The sequence below is a fragment of the Cytobacillus purgationiresistens genome (assembly GCF_030813235.1).
Lineage (GTDB): Bacteria > Bacillota > Bacilli > Bacillales > Cytobacillaceae > Cytobacillus > Cytobacillus purgationiresistens.
This window is the reverse complement of sequence record NZ_JAUSUB010000037.1, coordinates 1-15,877: the sequence shown is the minus strand read 5'-3', so window position 1 is coordinate 15,877 and position 15,877 is coordinate 1. Positions and strand designations below refer to the sequence as shown.

The following is a 15,877-nucleotide window of genomic DNA, read 5'->3' as shown; positions in this document are numbered from 1 at the left end:
GAAGGCGGTCAATCGATTAATTAAAGAAATGTCTGATTACAATCTCGGATGAATTTAAGGAACTGTTCCCTAACCCACATTCTCATCTGAAAAACAGAATTCACATGATTTGAGATAAGAATACCTTGCATTCTCATCTAAAAAACAGAATTCGCGTGATTTGAGATAAGAATCCCCCGCATTCTCATCTGAAAAACGGAATTCACGTGATTTGAGATAAGAATCCTCCACATTCTCATCTGAAATGCGGAATTCGCGTGATATGAGATAAGAATCCCCCGCATTCTCATCTGAAAAACAGAATTCACGTGATTTGAGATAAGAATCCTCCACATTCTCATCTGAAAAACAAATATCGCGTGATATGAGATAAGAATCCCCGCATTCTCATCTGAAAAACGGATATCGCGTGATTTGAGATAAGAATCCTCCACATTCTCATCTGAAAAACAGAATTCACGTGATTTGAGATAAGAATCCCCTGCATTCTCATCTGAAAAACGGAATTCACGTGATATGAGATAAGAATCCCCTGCATTTTCATCTAAAAAACAGAATTCGCTTGATTTGAGATAAGAATCCCCTGCATTCTCATCTGAAAAACGGATATCGCGTGATTTTAGATAAGAATCCCCTGCATTCTCATCTAAAAAACAGAATTCGCGTGATTTGAGATAAGAATCCCCTGCATTCTCATCTGAAAAACAAATATCGCGTGATATGAGATAAGAATCCCCGCATTCTCATCTGAAAAACGGATATCGCGTGATTTGAGATAAGAATCCTCCGCATTCTCATCTGAAAAACGGAATTCACGTGATTTGAGATAAGAATCCTCCACATTCTCATCTGAAAAACGGAATTCACGTGATTTGAGATAAGAATCCTCCACATTCTCATCTGAAATGCGGAATTCACGTGATATGAGATAAGAATCCCCCTTGAAGTAAAGGGAGAAAACTTCAAAATTGGTCAGGACATCACCTTTGTCTTTCACCAAAAGGTGAGTTAATTATATCTCAAGAAGTTTTAGATTTTTTTAAGAGATTTTCAATTGTGATATTACAATTTTTTCACTCGAAAATGAACAACCTCGTGTTGTTAAGGTTAGAAAACGGATAGTTTCTTGTTTTTTTATTTAGTTTTTGACGATTCCGTAATCTCCCTTATTCTCTTCGTATTGCTTTAACCCACAAAAGAGTGTTAATATCTAAACATTGAGAAAATTTAAACTGATTTACAGCTCAAAGTGGGGAGAGTTTAGGATGAAAAAAATGTTGGCAGGGGTTCTTTGCGGTTCGTTAATGCTGCTTTCTGCGTGTGGTTCAGGTAGCAGTGAGACGGGTGGCGGAGAGAAGAAAGAAGAGATGGTGAAGATCGGCATTACGCAGGTAGTTGAACATCCATCGTTGGATGCAGCCAGAGAAGGGTTTATCGCAGCGCTGAAAGATGCAGGTTATGAAGAAGGAAAGAATTTGAAAATTGACTATCAAAATGCGCAAGGAGATATGAATAATAATATGTCTATCGCGCAAAACTTGGTTTCAAGTGAGAATGACTTGATTCTAGCAATTGCAACAGCAAGCGCTCAAGCCGTTGTACAAAGTACCCAGGATATTCCGGTACTATTTACTGGTATTACCGATCCATTAGGAGCTGAGCTTGTGCAAAGTTTGGAAAATCCTGGCGGTAATGTGACTGGTACATCAGACACACATCCAGATGCGATAAAGAATACCATTGCATCCATCAAAACTTTTGTACCAGATGCGAAAACAGTTGGTATTATCTATAATGACGGTGAACCGAATTCAGTTGTAAATGTAAAGAATGCAAAAAAAGCGATAGAGGAACTCGGGTTGAAATCAGTTGAAACTGCGATTTCTACAAGTTCTGAAGTAAAGCAGGCAGCAGAATCCCTTGTTGGAAGAGCAGATGTATTTTATATTCCAAAGGATAATACAGTAGTATCAGCGCTAGAATCAGTGATCAATGTAGCTAATGAGAAGAAAATCCCGACGTTTGCAGGTGAAAGTGATTCGGTGGAACGGGGCACCTTTACATCATATGGATTCGAATACCATGATCTAGGCTACACTACAGGGAAAATGGCCGTCGATATTTTGAAAGATAAAAGCCCAAGTGACATTCCAGTTGGTTTCCCAGAGAACCTTGAGCTTGTTGTTAATAAGAAAGCCGCAGAACTTCAAGGAGTTCAATTAACTGAAGAAATGCTTAAGGATGCAAGAATAGTAGGAGAGTAAGAGATAAGCAAGAGCCAGTATTATGACGTAGGCTCTTGCTTATTTTATTTTTGGAAAACAAGAATAAATACCTAGTGTTTTCACCCTTGGGATAAATAATAGAAAAAGAATGGATAATTACAATTAACCTCTCATCAAATAAGTCCAAAGGCACAACAGAAAATCTTGGGTTTGAGATAAAATTAGGAAGAAAACAACAGACAAAATTCGACATTCCTACTAGTCTATTTGACGTAATTTGTAACAAATGGTAGTTAATACATAAAAGAGTTTAATTACTTTGGTCAGATACAATCATGATTTTTATAAAATAAAGCAAAATTTCTGAGTTAACTGTTATTTTTTGTTAAAAAGGGTATTTAGACTTAGGAACTATATATCTGCACAATCGTAAGTATTACTGATAAGGCTTAGAAATAGATGTGAGTTGATCAAAATCTTCTCGAAATATCCCACTAGCCATCGTAATTTACTTCAAAAACTTTGGAAACCGTACTTTAAAAGAGAAATCATTTGTTATGTGGAGGTACCCATGATAAAAAAATTTTCATTGTTTCCTATTATGCTATTTGCATTTTGCAGTTTTTTTCTTTTAACAGGCTGCAGTGATACGAGTGTGGCCGAAGGGGAGAAGCAGAAGCCCAAGGTAGAAGATAAATATGAGAAGTTGGTAAAAGCCAAGAATAAGGAATTAGAATTAGAGCCTTTAGTGTTAACTTCGTATAGTGAGGAGATTGGGGCAAGCTTAAAGTCGCCTGAGTATACCGAGTTTGCTGTGAATGGCAGTGTGACTGTCGAAGGGAAAATCGAGAAATTTTCAGAATTGAAGTCGGATTATGCATGGATTAAGGTGTCTGCAGATGAAGGTGGACCAGCGGGTAAGGAACATGAGTATTACACCCCGATTGAGGATGGGAAGTTTAAGCAGCCGATTCATTTTTTTAATGGCGAAGGTTCCTATCAAGTGATGGTGCAGCTCCCGGATACGGACAGCGAAAACTACTTTTATGATGTTGCTTCATTTAAGGTTCATAATGTGAACCCAGAAGCAAAACGTGATGTGACTTATACCCCTTTTGGCTATGAAACGAAAATGCAGCTGGATTTGGATTCCAGTTATGTTCAGGCAGAGGAAGTATTCTCCTTAAGTGGGGATGCAGGAAATTTAACTGAGAAAGATACAGTGATGATTCGAATCAAAAAGGAGTCAGATAGCTGGAATCATGTAGTGGCAATTAATGATGGTCAGTTTCATTATGATGTCCCATTATTTTATGGTGAGGGACTCCATGAGCTTGAGGTGATGGTGCCAGATAAAGAGAGGGAAGATTATTATCAAACAGCGACAACATTATTAATCGATAATCAGTCCACTCGGATAATGGAACCGATAGAGTATTCAAATATGTATAATGAGCGCGGCGTAACACTCGAGGAGCCGAGATATGGCGGCGGGGAATCGGATGGGCTTTATACCATTAAAGGAACAATCGATTCTGAAGCCAAATGGGGAGCAGACACAACTCATCTATATATTGCGACGAAAAAGGGTGAAGATGAAGCCTTAGATGTTATCCCAGTTGAAGACTTTAAGTTTGATGATTCCTTTTATTTAAGGTTTGGACCTGGTACCTATGAGGTCACAGTTAGTGTACCGGAAATAAAAGAGGAAAACAGTGATACTTTCCGCTTTTTCGGAGTGGCAAAGTTTAACGTAGAATCGACAGGTGCGGACAAGAGAGACCTTCTGCCTTCTCGGGGTGTGGAATCAGATGCACAAGAAATAATTGACTTGGCCAAGGAAGTGACGGCAGGAAAAGAAGCTGTAAGAGATAAAACAAAGGCCATCTATGAGTATGTCGCAAAAAATATCGCCTATGATGTAGATAAATTTAATAATGATGATTTCAATTGGGATGATAGTGCAGTGAAAGCGCTGGAGCTGAAAACAGGTGTTTGTCAAGACTATGCTTATCTTGCTATCGCTCTATTGCGCGCAAGTGATATTGAAGCTCGATTCGTTGAAGGAAACGCAGGCTCGGACGTTTTGAGCAGAGGGATGCTTGGCGGAAGACATGCATGGCTGGAAGCCAAAGTTGACGGACAATGGCTGACGATGGATCCGACTTGGGGTTCTGGATATGTTGAAGATGATAAATTTGTAGCCGCTTATAATGAAGATTATTTTGAACCAAATAAAGAGAAATTTGAAGAAACCCATTATCGTACAGGGATTTCTTATTAGCAAAAAAAGGCCAGCTCAAAAAGCTGGCTTTTTGTATGGAGTAACATAATAATTTTAACTTATTACATAATAGATGTTTTTTGAACCGCCGATTTTCTTGAAGTTCCTACAAAGAACCCGTTGTATCGTACATTTAGAAACTACTCCCCCGCACCAGTCATAAACTAGTCTAGTTGTAATCCGATAATCAGGAAAGAGCGTTTTTAATTCGTTTACATGACGTAGTACACAGTTATTAAAGTCTTCCCGACTTTCGCACTGAACACAATGTAATATTTTTTTTCGATTAATGTGTTGTCCTGCACAATTTCTGCACCAAATACCTTTTTGTAACTCTGCGTACTTGTACGAAATTTTTCGCTCATAGCCAGTGCTATTTCTATCTAAAGTAACCAATTGATTCGCAAGTTCATGATGCTTTTTATTAAGCGAAGAGGTTGTATTATTGATTTGATAGATGAATCTATTAATTTGTTGTTGAAAAATAATAGGTTGATCAGAGGGGGCTTGATAGAGCATAAAATCGGGGTGGATGAATAGAAGGTGAAACTCAATAGTAAGGTGATTATTAAATTGTTTACAAAGTTGCCTAAGTAAGGATTCGCTACGTTTAACTTGTAATAGTGGGTTTTTGATTTCATTGCCGGAAGAATTAAACCATAAGTCATCTTTGATCTGAAAATCTCCTTCATAATTTTTAACCTCAAAGGCCATGATTGTTTGTTGGAAAATACATAAAGCATCGATTTGAAAAGTTGTATAGTTATGCTCTAAAGTTAAATCATATAAAATAAGTACGTCATTAGAAAGTGTATTTAGGAAGCTTTCCCACCGTTCCTCTCCTTCTTCTCCTTTTTTGAGATTTTCCAAATACCGTCGCTCCTGAGCTGACAAGTTCAACCGTTTACTTAGGCTTTTTAAGATGGAGAAATGAGTGGAATTGGTACGGGGTTTAATGATTAGCACTATCATCATCCTTTCAAGGAGTAGTACCTTTATCATAGAAATATTAAATCAAAATATCAAGGATAATAAAACTAATTTTTTCCCCAAAATATAATAAAGAAATAGAGTGCGAGACTGGGAGCATTTGTTTTATTCGGTGTAAAACTAAAGAACAGCCGGTTGGAGAGAGTAGAATCAGATCTATTCTCCGCTCATCAGAAAAATAACAGAGTATAAAGCATAGAAACTGCCGTATTCACCGCTCATTTTGGGAACAATCGAGTGGAGAGAGAAGAATCAGGACTATTCTCCGCTCACCAGAAAAATAACAGAGTATAAAGCATAGAAACTGCCGTATTCACCGCTCATTTTGGAAAAAGCCGAGTGTAAAGAGAAGAATCAGGACTATTCGCAGCTGACAAGAAGAATAATAGAATCTAGAGAGGAGAAACTGCCGTATTCACCGCTCATTTTGGGAAAAGCCGAGTGTAAAGAGAAGAATCAGATCTATTCTCCGCTCACCAGAAAAATAATAGAGTCTAGAGAGGAGAAACTGCCGTATTCACCGCTCATTTTGGAAAAGGTCGAGTGTAAAGAGAGGAATCAGGACTATTCGCAGCTGCTATGAAGAATAATAGAGTCTAGAGCGGAGAAACTGCCGTATTCACCACTCATTTTGGAAAAAGTCGAGTGTAAAGGGAAGAATCAGGACTATTCGCAGCTGACATGAAGAATAACAGAGTCTAGAGAGGAGAAACTGCCGTATTCACCGCTCATTTTGGAAAAAGTCGAGTGTAAAGAGAAGAATCAGGACTATTCGCAGCTGACATGAAGAATAACAGAGTCTAGAGAGGAGAAACTGCCGTATTCACCGCTCATTTTGGAAAAAGTCGAGTGTAAAGAGAAGAATCAGGACTATTCGCAGCTGCTATGAAGAATAATAGAGTCTAGAGCGGAGAAACTGCCGTATTCACCACTCATTTGGGGAAAAGCCGAGTGGAGAGAGAAGAATCAGATCTATTCTCCGCTCACCAGAAAAATAATAGAGTCTAGAGAGGAGAAACTGCCGTATTCACCGCTCATTTTGGGAAAAGCCGAGTGGAGAGAGAAGAATCAGATCTATTCTCCGCTCACCAGAAAAATAATAGAGTCTAGAGCGGAGAAACTGCCGTATTCACCGCTCATTTTGGGAACAATCGAGTGGAGAGAGAAGAATCAGGACTATTCTCCGCTCACCAGAAAAATAACAGAGTATAAAGCATAGAAACTGCCGTATTCACCGCTCATTTTGGGAAAAGTCGAGTGTAAAGAGAAGAATCAGGACTATTCGCAGCTGCTATGAAGAATAATAGAGTCTAGAGCGGAGAAACTGCCGTATTCACCGCTCATTTGGGGAAAAGCCGAGTGGGGAGAGAAGAATCAGATCTATTCTCCGCTCACCAGAAAAATAATAGAGTCTAGAGCGGAGAAACTGCCGTATTCACCACTCATTTGGGGAAAAGCCGAGTGGAGAGAGAAGAATCAGATCTATTCTCCGCTCACCAGAAGAATAATAGAATCTAGTGAGGAAAAACTGCCGTATTCACCGCTCATTTTAGGAAAAGCCGAGTGTAAAGAGAAGAATCAGGACTATTCGCAGCTGCTATGAAGAATAATAGAATCTAGAGCGGAGAAACTCACGTATTCTCCGCTCACTTGAAGAACAGCCGAGTGTAAAGAGAAGAATCCGATCTATTCGCAGCTCATCAGAAAAATAACCGACTCTAGTGAGGAGAAACTGCCGTATTCTTCGCTCACCTGAATAACAGCCGAGTAAAGAGAGGAGAATCCAATCTATCCTCATCAATATGAAGACACATCCCCTCCCTTAAAACATCAACCAACTTTCCCGCTAAAAAAAACAATTTCTATGTAAAAAGTCCGACTTCCCTGTAGAAATTTACAGGATTTTGACAAGTAAAAGCGAATATTAAGTAGAAGAAGGACAATTATTGGCGTTTTTTGCAACCGTGTACAGTGCGATATGAAACCATGACAGTATAGGGGGAAATAATGATGATGACAGAAGAGATGCATCCGGCTATTGAGCAGGTGCTCGTTAATATAGAAAAAGTAATGATTGGAAAGAGGCAGGTAGCTGAATTGAGTATAGTCGCTCTACTTGCGGATGGGCATGTACTGCTTGAAGATGTGCCCGGGGTGGGGAAGACGATGATGGTACGAGCGCTAGCAAAGTCTATTGGGGCTAACTTTAGACGTATTCAATTTACACCAGATTTATTGCCATCAGATGTAACAGGTGTGTCTATCTATAATCCTAAGGAAATGGAATTCCAATTCAGACCTGGTCCGATTATGGGGAATATTATTTTAGCGGATGAAATTAACAGGACTTCCCCAAAAACACAATCTGCACTGCTGGAAGGAATGGAAGAGAGCAGTGTAACGATAGATGGTGTGACACATATGCTTGGAAAACCTTTCTTTGTTATGGCGACGCAAAATCCAATTGAGTATGAAGGAACGTATCCTTTGCCGGAAGCACAATTAGATCGCTTTTTATTGAAGATGAAAATGGGCTACCCAAGTGCTAAGGATGAAATTGAGGTGTTAAATCGGGTACAGAAGCAAGCTCCGATTGAGACTATTGATTCAGTTATTGATTTAGAGGAGCTAAGGAAACTGCAAGAAGAAATTAAAGAAGTATATGTAGACGATTCGATTAAACGGTATATCGTGGATTTAGCAGATAGTACGAGGACGCATGGAAGTGTGTATTTAGGTGTAAGCCCGCGTGGATCGATTGCGTTGATGAAGGCGGCACAGGCTTATGCATTCATATATAACCGTGATTATGTATTGCCTGATGACGTTCAACACTTAGCATCTGCTGTATTTGTCCATAGAATTATATTGAAGTCGGAAGCCAAATTTGAAGGAATCACAGCAGAGAATGTCGTTGAGCGGATTTTGGCAAGGACGCCTGTCCCGGTTCAAAAGGCTGTGAAATAAGATGAAGCGTTTTTTTGCATTCGTAAAAGATATATGGAAATTGATTTTGCTTTATTTACTTATCGTCATTACCTTTTCTTATGCGATGTTTCAAGGTGGATTTGTTAGCTGGTTCCTTTTTTACAGCTTTCTTCCGTTTGGATTTTATGCTTTGGCACTTTCCTTGTATCAGATTCAAAAGTTTGAAGTCGAAAGAGAGTTATCAAAGCATGAATTTAATGCTGGTGAATCTGTCGAGGTGACTTTAACGATTAAAAGACAAACGGGATTTCCGCTGTTTTTTATCGTGGTTGAAGATGAGCTGGATCAAAAACTTCGACTGATAAAGAATCAAAATAGTGAGAAAAAACTGCTGTTTCCTGGATTTCAAAAGGAATTAAAGATTCAGTATCTCATGAAGAATGTGCCTAGAGGGGAGCATTTATTTCACCATTTACGATTGAAGACAGGTGACCCGCTTGGATTAATAGAAAAGGAAGTTCAAATTCCTTTAGAGAACCGTATTCTGGTTTACCCTGCGTATGAGGAAATGACCTATCGTCCCCAGGAAAACCACTATGATCAAGGGATGACTGCATCCAATGAACGTGTGCAAAGAGATACTTCCATGGCCACAGGTGTACGTGAATATCAGCCGGGTGACCGCTTTTCGTGGATTAATTGGAAAGCAACCGCCAAGAGAAATGATATTATGACGAAGGAATTCGAACAGCGTAAATCTCATGATGTTTTTATATTAATGGATTGCGCACCTGATAGCCGTTTTGAAGTCGTTGTTTCCTTTACCGCATCATTGGTAAGAGCGATTCTGCATAAAGGGGCACAAACTGGATTTCTTTCCTCTTCCTCCGAGCGGGTTGAGTTCCCAATCAGAGGTGGAGAGGCACAGCTTCAACAAATTTTCTATCATTTAGCTAAGGTAAAGGATGATAGCAAGGTGACTGTTGATCTCGTTTTAGAGTCTGAAAACTTTCTTTCACAGCAAAATTATAATTTGATGCTCATCACTTCTCAGATGACGAAGCCTCTCATTGAAAAAGCAAGCTATTACTCATCTAGGAAAGGAAATGTAACTCTTTTTTTAATGAAAAAGAAAAAGGAGATTCCTACCAAAAAGGAGCTTTCCTTAATTGAGATGGCAAAAACTAGAGGAATTAAAATTAAGATGATTCATGACGAGGGATTTTTTGAGGCATTCTCGGAGGTGAAAAGAGGATGACAAACCCTAACGGATATAACCGTCTTTCTACATTGGTATTATATGTGTTCGGATTTTTTCTTTTATGGGAATGGATCCGTCCAGTGGAACAGTTAACAGATACATCGAACGCTTGGGTGTTTATACTCTTTCTGGTGATGGCTCTAATGTTGGACTTCTTTTCCATTCATTGGATTGTCCGTTTTGTCTTGAATAGTGGTTTTATCTTATTAACGTTGTATTTCTTATACTATAGTGAAACATACGGACCATTTCAGTCCTTTTCAATCATGATAGAGGAATTCTTCTATAATTTCTCTGTTATGATTCAGCGGGTCTGGCCTGAACTTACAGACATGTTTCGCAGCTTCCTTTTCTTTATTCTCCTTTGGCTAATGACCTACTTAATACAGTATTGGCTGATCAACCGAAGGCAAATATTTTTATTCTTTTTAATGACACTGATTTACATTACAGTACTTGATACCTATACACCTTATGCGGCAGACGGTGCGATTGTAAGAACAGTCATTTCGGGGTTTGCTGTCATGGGTATGCTCGCCTTTTATCGACAGCTTGAAAAAGAAGGAATTAAAAAAGGCAAGTCATTTACAAGGAAATGGATGCTGCCATTAACGGCATTTATTATTGCGAGTGCCGGGATTGGTTTTGTCGCACCTAAGGCTGATCCGCTTTGGCCAGATCCGGTTCCTTATTTTACTTCCTTTAATGAAAGAAGTGGTGTAAATGATAAGTCGGGTATTCGGAAGATTGGGTATGGGGAGGATGATTCTTCTTTAGGCGGTCCATTTCTTCCAGACAACCAAGTGGTTATGCAAGCAGAAATGGAGCATCGTCATTATTGGAAAGTGGAGACGAAGGATATATATACGGGAAAGGGCTGGATCTCAACTCCAGACGATGAGGAATCAATCCCATTTGGAGTAGGGGACAGTGTCCCGATAGAGTCATTTGTTGATAATGAGAATATAGAAACAACTGAACATATGAGCACTGTGAGAGTGTTCATGGATTATCCGCATATTGTTTATCCGTTAGGGGTAAATAGAGTGGAGGGAGACTCTCAATTTTCATTTGAGCTCAATCCGGTTCTTGAAAGAATTCAAAAGTTTCAGGGCGGAAATAAAGTGTTTCTGCCGGAATATGAAGTTTATTATGATCGCCCCCGCTATAGTGTGACAGCATTAAGTGCTGCAAACAATGAAGAGCATGGGCTGGATAAAGAATTTTATGACCGCTATACTCAGCTGCCTGACGATCTTCCGCAAAGGGTCAGAGACTTAGCTGCTGAAATTGTAGAGGGAAGCGATAGTTGGTTTGATCAAATTAGGGAAATAGAACGATATTTTAGCAATCAAGGTTATATCTATGACCAGGTAAATGTTGCGATACCGGCTGAGGACGATGACTATGTTGATCAATTTTTATTTGAAACACAACGAGGATACTGTGATAACTTTTCGACATCAATGATTGTCTTAGCGAGATCTGCCGGAATACCTACACGTTGGGTTAAGGGATATACAGAAGGTGAGCGGATAGAAGGAAATTCTACTTATGAAGTAACCAACAATAATGCTCATTCATGGGTAGAAGCGTATTTTCCTGAAGTAGGCTGGGTTTCCTTTGAGCCAACACGAGGGTTTACAAATAGTGTGCAATATAATTTTGATTTAGCTTCAGATGATGATAATCAAACACAGGAACAAACACCAACTGAGCCGAAAAAACCTGAATTAGAAGATCCAAGCAACACCTCTGCAAAAGGGAATGAATTTACACTAGAAAAAGTGTGGAATCAAGCGAAAGAAATAGCAAGTAAATATTGGAAGGTTTCTCTGGGTGTTCTCTTGATTATTATTGTCCTAATTGCTCTCCTTTACTACAAACGTGGAAAATGGCTGCCTTATGTTTATGTTGTTTGGTACAAGCGTTCCAACGATGATAAGCAATTTGTTAAAGCATACTTGACACTTTTGGAAGAGCTAGATAGATATGGGTTGCCAAGGGGAGAAGGACAAACCTTGAGAGAGTATGCAAAGGTGATTGATCATACTTTTTCAACTAGGGATATGAGCAGGCTGACTGCTAAATACGAACAGTACCTTTACCGTGGTTCCCTAGAAAAAGGAACATGGAGTGATATGAGGAAATTGTGGGAAAATTTAATTAAGTCGACAATAGCTTGACCAAAAAAATGTCCTGTTGTTAAAATAGTTGAATGAGAACCCCCGCTTGCTTAAAGTTTAATTAGGTAAGCGGCTATTATTTAAAATTTAATATAAGTATCCTTCATATATCCTCGATAATACGGTTCGAAAGTCTCTACCGGATCACCGCAAATGATCTGACTATGAAGGCAGATTATTCTATTAGCACTAATGAGAAAAACTAGAATTCTGCTTTCACGTTTATTGAGGAGGAGAAGAACTCTAGTTTTTTTATGATGTCTTTTTGTATTATGGGATGTTTAAAATATGTCTGGGTATGATATGAATAAAACAAAAAAACTTGGTAATTCTTTAATGTGAAGTGAATGAAAGAATGATTCTTCCAGTTCGAGATACGTTATGAATGGGAAGATAAATAATAGTTATTTTCATTCTATAAATGTCGATGAGGTGAACAGCGTGACGGGGAAAGTAGAATTGCAAGATCAAGAAATGATTATCGTACTTGACTTTGGGAGTCAGTACAATCAGCTGATTACACGTAGAATCAGGGAGTTGGGTGTGTATAGCGAGTTGCATCCACACACAATTACAGCTGAAGAAATTAGAAAGATTAATCCTAAGGGCATCATCTTCTCGGGAGGTCCAAACAGCGTATACGGTGAAAATGCATTCAGTTGTGATGAGGAAATCTTTGAACTAGGTCTGCCTATTTTCGGAATTTGCTATGGTATGCAGTTAATGACGAAGCACTTCGGTGGTAAAGTAGAACAAGCTAAACACCGCGAATATGGTAAAGCTGTTCTTAAATTAGAAAATCAATCCAAACTATTTACAGAGCTTCCGAATGAGCAAATTGTTTGGATGAGTCACGGTGACCTGGTAGTGGAAGCGCCAGAAGGCTTTACGATTGATGGTACGAACCCATCTTGTCCAGTTGCGGCAATTAGTGATGAATCACGCGGGCTTTACGGCGTTCAATTCCATCCAGAGGTACGCCACTCTGTTTACGGTAATGATATGCTGAAAAACTTTGTATTCGGCGTTTGCGAATGTAAAGGTGACTGGTCAATGGAAAACTTCATTGAAATTGAAATGGAGAAAATCCGTAAGTCTGTTGGAGATAAAAATGTACTTTGCGCATTGAGCGGCGGTGTAGATTCTTCTGTAGTGGCTGTATTAATCCACAAAGCAATTGGTGATCAGTTAACATGTATCTTTGTTGACCATGGTCTGTTGCGTAAAGATGAAGCAGAAGGCGTAATGAAAACTTTCTCAGAAGGCTTCAACATGAACGTGATTAAAGTTGATGCGAAAGATCGTTTCTTAAACAAACTTAAGGGTGTTAGTGACCCAGAGCAAAAACGTAAAATTATCGGTAACGAATTCATTTATGTATTTGATGATGAAGCTACAAAGCTTGAAGGTATCGATTATTTAGCGCAAGGGACACTATATACTGATATTATCGAGAGCGGTACAGCAACTGCACAAACAATTAAGTCCCACCACAATGTTGGCGGACTTCCTGAGGATATGCAATTCCAATTAATTGAGCCTTTAAATACACTATTTAAAGACGAAGTGCGTGCATTAGGAACTGAGCTAGGCATTCCTGATGAGGTCGTTTGGAGACAACCATTCCCTGGTCCAGGACTGGGTATCCGTGTATTAGGTGAAATTTCAGATGAAAAATTAGAAATCGTTCGTGAATCAGATGCAATTCTACGTGAAGAAATTGCAAAAGCTGGTTTAGAGCGTGATGTATGGCAATACTTCACAGTTCTTCCTGACATTCGCAGTGTAGGTGTTATGGGTGATGCGCGCACATACGATTACACAATCGGCATCCGTGCAGTAACATCCATTGATGGAATGACATCTGACTGGGCAAGAATTCCTTGGGATGTGCTGGAAATCATCTCAACAAGAATCGTAAATGAAGTATCTCACATCAATCGTGTGGTTTACGATATTACAAGCAAGCCACCAGCAACAATTGAGTGGGAATAAGTTAATACACGAACAATGGTAAAAAGCGGACATGGAAATGTTCGCTTTTTATATTGACTAGGTCTTTTTTAACTGCTAAGATAAAAGTGAAATTAAATAGAGATGAAATCATCGTATAAATTTGGGAATATGGCCCAGAAGTATCTACCAAGTTACCGTAAATAGCTTGACTACGAGGGATGTACAATTGACAGAGGGATAGTTTTTGCAATTTTTCTTTTTTATTATTATCCTAATGTTATTTGTTCCGACCCTGTTGTCAAGACTTCGGTAGTATCAATAGCCGAAGTTTTTTTAATGCCAACTTTAGGGGGAAAAGAAATGAAAAAGTATTTCCAGTTTGATGAACTAGGAACCAATTACCGCCGCGAAATCATAGGCGGGATTACAACTTTTTTAGCAATGGCTTATATTTTGGCCGTCAATCCAATGACATTAACACTGCAGGATGTACCAGATCTGCCTGACGCAATGAGAATGGACTACGGTGCAGTCTTCGTAGCCACCGCAGTATCGGCTGCCATCGGTTCCATTATTATGGGGCTCATAGCCAAGTATCCAATCGGTTTAGCTCCTGGCCTTGGCTTGAATGCTTTCTTTGCTTACACTGTTATTCTAGTAAACGGAATGCCTTGGACACATGCACTTGCTGCAGTCTTTATCTCTAGTGTTTTCTTCTTGATCTTAACGTTAACGGGATTACGTGAAAAATTAATCAACGCCATCCCATTTGAATTGAAATTAGCTGTAGGTGCTGGTATCGGTTTGTTTATCACTTTTATCGGTTTTCAATCAGCAGGAATCATCGTCAATAGCGATGCAACTTTAGTAGCGCTTGGTGATTTAACTAATCCTAATACATTGCTTGCCATCTTTGGAATCATCATAACAGTTATTCTAATGACAAGAGGCTTTAAAGCTGGTATTTTCTTCGGAATGGTTCTTACAATGCTTGTTGGATGGGTGTTTAATTTAATTGGAACACCAGAAAAGATTATTGATTCTGTACCAAGTGTAGCCCCAACTTTTGGAGCGCTATTCGCAGCTTTCGGTGATCCTTCATTCTATACAACAGCTATGCTAGGTGTAATATTAACTTTCTTATTTGTAGACTTCTTTGATAACGCAGGTACGCTAATGGCTGTTGCAAACCAAGCAGGATTTGTGAAAAACAACAAATTGCCGCGTGCAGGAAAAGCATTGTTTGCAGATGCTACAGCTTCAATGTCTGGTTCAATCTTTGGTACATCAACAGTAACATCTTTTATAGAGTCATCAGCAGGTGTAGCAGCCGGTGCAAGAAGTGGCTTTGCTGCATTAGTTACAGCAGCATGTTTCCTTTTATCACTGTTCTTCTTCCCGCTATTGGAAGTTGTAACACCAGCTGTAACAGCTCCAGCATTAATTATTGTAGGTATCCTTATGGTTTCTTCATTAGGGAAAATTGATTGGAGTAAATTTGAAATTGCAGTACCGGCATTCTTCACAATGATTACAATGCCTCTATCCTATAGTATTGCAACGGGTATTGCGGTAGGTTTCGTTTTCTACCCAATCACAATGATCGTAAAAGGAAAAGCTAAAGAAGTTCATCCTGTAATGTATTTCTTCTTCTGTGTATTCCTTCTATATTTAATCTTCCATTAAGAAATAAATTAAAATGGAAGGGGGGAGCCTGTATATATGCAGGCTTCCTTTTTTATGTTTAATCATAGATTAGTTGAGGTAAACAGATACTATGAAGGTTTTTTAGAAAAAGTAGTATTTGTTGTTGACGACATTGTGAGAGGGTGTTATTATAGTAAAGCAGTCGTTGATGACGGCAACTTAAAAAAAGAAATTAAAAAAGTTGTTGACACTAGGTTGCTAAAATGATATATTGATAAAGTCGCTTCTGAAGCGAACGAGATTGATCTTTGAAAACTGAACGAACAAAAAACGTCAACGTTAATTCAAAAAAAGCTGATTTATCAGCATCGCACTTTTAGTGCAAAAACGAGCTAATCAA

12 protein-coding genes and 2 riboswitches are annotated in these 15,877 nt (G+C 38.9%); of the genes, 10 read left to right on the top strand and 2 right to left on the bottom strand.

All coding sequences use genetic code 11. The features are described 5' to 3' along the window. Positions 1-646: 646 nt before the first annotated feature. Positions 647-997: a hypothetical protein gene (locus J2S17_RS25310; protein WP_307479259.1), complete on the bottom strand. Its 351-nt coding sequence runs from the start codon at positions 995-997 to the stop codon at positions 647-649. A gap of 268 nt (positions 998-1,265) precedes the next feature. Between J2S17_RS25310 and J2S17_RS25305 the strand changes: the two genes are divergently transcribed. Beyond that, a complete protein-coding gene (locus J2S17_RS25305; RefSeq protein ID WP_307479251.1) occupies positions 1,266-2,264 on the top strand; it encodes an ABC transporter substrate-binding protein in 999 nt (332 codons plus the stop codon). Between the two features lie 532 nt (positions 2,265-2,796). Beyond that, on the top strand, positions 2,797-4,509 hold the full coding sequence (locus tag J2S17_RS25300) for a transglutaminase domain-containing protein (RefSeq protein WP_307479250.1): 1,713 nt from the start codon (positions 2,797-2,799) through the stop codon (positions 4,507-4,509). Between the two features lie 54 nt (positions 4,510-4,563). On the opposite strand, the gene J2S17_RS25295 is transcribed toward J2S17_RS25300, so the two are convergent. Then, complete coding sequence (locus J2S17_RS25295; protein WP_307479249.1) at positions 4,564-5,379, bottom strand: nuclease-related domain-containing protein; 816 nt, start codon at positions 5,377-5,379, stop codon at positions 4,564-4,566. 445 nt (positions 5,380-5,824) lie between these two features. Between J2S17_RS25295 and J2S17_RS25290 the strand changes: the two genes are divergently transcribed. The 8 genes from J2S17_RS25290 to J2S17_RS25255 all read left to right on the top strand — a co-directional run bounded on the left by J2S17_RS25290 (position 5,825) and on the right by J2S17_RS25255 (position 15,744). Then, positions 5,825-6,082, top strand: coding sequence for a hypothetical protein (locus tag J2S17_RS25290; RefSeq protein WP_307479247.1), 258 nt, complete (start codon positions 5,825-5,827; stop codon positions 6,080-6,082). 456 nt (positions 6,083-6,538) lie between these two features. After that, complete coding sequence (locus J2S17_RS25285) at positions 6,539-6,718, top strand: hypothetical protein (RefSeq protein WP_307479245.1); 180 nt, start codon at positions 6,539-6,541, stop codon at positions 6,716-6,718. Positions 6,719-7,509: 791 nt separating this feature from the next. After that, complete coding sequence (locus tag J2S17_RS25280) at positions 7,510-8,466, top strand: AAA family ATPase (protein WP_307479244.1); 957 nt, start codon at positions 7,510-7,512, stop codon at positions 8,464-8,466. Position 8,467: 1 nt separating this feature from the next. After that, a complete protein-coding gene (locus J2S17_RS25275; RefSeq protein ID WP_307479243.1) occupies positions 8,468-9,685 on the top strand; it encodes a DUF58 domain-containing protein in 1,218 nt (405 codons plus the stop codon). Beyond that, entirely contained in the window at positions 9,682-11,874 is a 2,193-nt protein-coding gene (locus tag J2S17_RS25270) for a transglutaminase domain-containing protein (protein ID WP_307479242.1), read from the top strand. Before J2S17_RS25275 ends, J2S17_RS25270 begins: the two co-directional genes overlap by 4 nt. A gap of 83 nt (positions 11,875-11,957) precedes the next feature. After that, positions 11,958-12,059: riboswitch (purine riboswitch) on the top strand. Positions 12,060-12,348: 289 nt separating this feature from the next. Continuing rightward, positions 12,349-13,869, top strand: a complete 1,521-nt coding sequence (guaA, locus tag J2S17_RS25265; protein ID WP_307479322.1) for a glutamine-hydrolyzing GMP synthase — start codon at positions 12,349-12,351, stop codon at positions 13,867-13,869. Positions 13,870-13,960: 91 nt separating this feature from the next. Then, positions 13,961-14,062: riboswitch (purine riboswitch) on the top strand. Positions 14,063-14,190: 128 nt separating this feature from the next. Next, positions 14,191-15,516 carry an NCS2 family permease gene (locus tag J2S17_RS25260; RefSeq protein ID WP_307479240.1) on the top strand — a complete coding sequence of 442 codons (1,326 nt, stop codon included), beginning with the start codon at positions 14,191-14,193 and terminating at the stop codon, positions 15,514-15,516. 54 nt (positions 15,517-15,570) lie between these two features. Then, positions 15,571-15,744 carry a hypothetical protein gene (locus J2S17_RS25255; RefSeq protein WP_307479239.1) on the top strand — a complete coding sequence of 58 codons (174 nt, stop codon included), beginning with the start codon at positions 15,571-15,573 and terminating at the stop codon, positions 15,742-15,744. Positions 15,745-15,877: the final 133 nt, after the last annotated feature.